The organism is Halobacterium bonnevillei (genome assembly GCF_009831555.1).
GTDB lineage: Archaea > Halobacteriota > Halobacteria > Halobacteriales > Halobacteriaceae > Halobacterium > Halobacterium bonnevillei.
This window is the reverse complement of sequence record NZ_WUUU01000280.1, coordinates 1-2416: the sequence shown is the minus strand read 5'-3', so window position 1 is coordinate 2416 and position 2416 is coordinate 1. Positions and strand designations below refer to the sequence as shown.

The following is a 2416-nucleotide window of genomic DNA, read 5'->3' as shown; positions in this document are numbered from 1 at the left end:
CGCCGCATCGAGGCCGCCGAACCCGCGATGCGCCGGGCGACCCGCCGGGTCGCGGCCGACTGGACCGCCGGCGACACCATCGACGCCCACGATACCGCAACAACGCTGACGCTGTCGGTGCTCGCCGACGCGTTCTTCGACGTGGACGCCGGAGGGCGGGACTCGTCCGTCGACCCCTCGTTTGCTGGCGCTCACGAGGACGTCGCCGGCGACGCCGACCGTATCGCGGCGGCCGCTGACGTCATCGCCGACCGGTTCGCGCACGACGACGGCGTCCCGTTCTACGTACCCGACTGGGTGCCGCTGCCCAGCCACCGGCGCTACCGGCGCGCAGTCAGCGACCTCGAGTCCATCGCGTACGACCTCGCAGACACTGGCGCAGACGACGCGAGCGACGTCCTCGCGGCAATTCTCGACTCCGAACTCGGTCGCGAGGAACTCCGGGACGAACTCGTGACGCTGCTGCTGGCCGGCCACGAAACCACGAACACGGCGCTGACCGCCGTCGTCTCCCTGCTCGCGGCGAACCCGGCTGAACAGGCCCGCGTTCACGACGCGCTCGACGACGCGGACGACCCGGCGGAAGCGCCGCGTCTGCGCGCGGTCATCGACGAAGCCCTCCGCCTGTACCCGCCCGTCCACATGCTGATGCGGGAAGCCGCAACCGACGCCGAACTCGGCGGCTACCGCGTCTCGGAGGGGTCGCTCGTCGTGCTGCCGTCGTGGGTTGTTCACCGCGACGAGCGGTTTTGGAACGACCCGGAGGCCTTTCGGCCCGAGCGCTTCCTCGGCGAGTCCGACCGGCCGGCGTTCTCGTACTTCCCCTTCGGTGGCGGGCAACGCCAGTGCATCGGCCGCCGGTTCGCGCTCCAGGAGCTCCGCGTCGCGCTCGCCGAACTCCTCGCCGACTTCCGCTTCGAGGCCACCGACGAGACAGATTTCGAGCCGACGCCGGGGCTCACGCTCCGGCCAGACGGTCCTGTGGAAGTACGGGTGGACGAACGATAGGAACAGCGACGAGCATCCGCGGCCTGAGCGGTTCGACAGAACCCGAAGGCCGCGGTTCACTGCGCGAGCGAAGCGAGCGCAGGCCGAGGAACCCCCGAAGGGGGTGACGCTGGCTTTTCCCCCAAGTTTTTGCCCGAGCGGGACCTGCGGTCCCGCTGGCCGTGCGAACGGGCGCTACGCGCCCGTGAGCAGACAGGGCGGGGCGCCAGCGGTGCGCCGCCCACAGCAAAAAGTGGGGTTTAGTTCCCCGTCCACCGGAGCAGCGCGAGCGTCGTCTCGAACAGCGCAATCATGGTGAGCGCGACCAGAATCGGGACGATGCCCGTGGGGTCGATGGCGCCGAAGGTGAACGAGATGCCGGCGAACGCCGCCCAGAAGAGGAGACGGCGGTCTTCGAGCCACGTGCGGGTGGTGACGCCGAGCATGATGGCCAGCATGATGAACAGGGGGATCTGGAAGACGACGGCGAGGTACCCCATGACCATGAGGATGAGGTTGAAGGTGGTGCCGAGCGCGAACGCGACGTCGGCGGTGCCCTCCGTATAGCCCTGGAAGTAGTCCATCGTGTACGGGAGCACCAGGAGGTACGCGAACAGGACGCCGAGCACGGCGAGCACGAGGCTCGTCGGGACGGCGGCGAGGTAGTAGCGGCGTTCGTTCTTGTAGAGGCCGGGCCGCATGAAGGCGTAGGACTGGTAGACGAATACTGGGAGTGCGATGACGAGGCCGGCGAGACTGGCGACCTTCAGCTGGGTGATGATGAGTTCGAGCGGGTGGTAGATGCGGGGGTCGACGGCTTCGCCGCCGGGGAGGACGTAGTTCCAGATGGTGGTGATGAGGCTCTCTGTCACCGGGAACACGGCGACGCTGACGAGGCCCGCGACGGCGATGACGATGGCGAGGCGTTTGATCATCTCCTCCACGTGGACCGCCAGCGGCTGTTCGACGTCCGTCTCCGGCGCGTTCATGCCGATGCCGTCGTCCGCCGCCGACAGGGTTTCGTCGGCGTCCATTACGGTGTTCTCGCGCGGGTCGAGCGCGTCGTCGTCCTCCTGCTGGTCGGGTTCGGCTGGCTCGTCGGCCTGGTGTTCCTCGTCTGGTACCAGCTGGAGGTCGCTGCTGGCCGCGGGTTCGAGGTCGTCGCCGCCGGCCGTGTCGTATATCGACCACTCCCAGTCGTCGCCGCCTTCGTCCTCGACGCGTTCGACTGCGGGCGTCAGGTCGCGCCAGCCGTCTCGGTCCACGCGTTCGAGGCCGTCGTCGCCGGTGTCGTCGCTGCTATCCCCGCCGTCGCTGCTGTCTCCGACCGCGTTGACAGCTTCGCTGTCGCGCCCGCCGGTGACGCGTCGGACCGCGGGCGTCAGTTCGCTGCCGTCTGACTCGTCGGCGGTCGACTCGTCGCCTGCTG

At 68.9% G+C, this 2416-nt stretch carries 2 protein-coding genes; one reads left to right on the top strand and one right to left on the bottom strand.

Annotated elements, in window-relative coordinates:
* Positions 1-1008: cytochrome P450 (locus GRX66_RS18315; protein ID WP_159527764.1), on the top strand; the 1008-nt coding region annotated here is incomplete at its 5' end.
* Positions 1009-1247: 239 nt separating this feature from the next.
* On the opposite strand, the gene tatC is transcribed toward GRX66_RS18315, so the two are convergent.
* Positions 1248-2372 carry a twin-arginine translocase subunit TatC gene (tatC, locus tag GRX66_RS18310; protein WP_449271476.1) on the bottom strand — a complete coding sequence of 375 codons (1125 nt, stop codon included), beginning with the start codon at positions 2370-2372 and terminating at the stop codon, positions 1248-1250.
* Positions 2373-2416 lie beyond the last annotated feature (44 nt).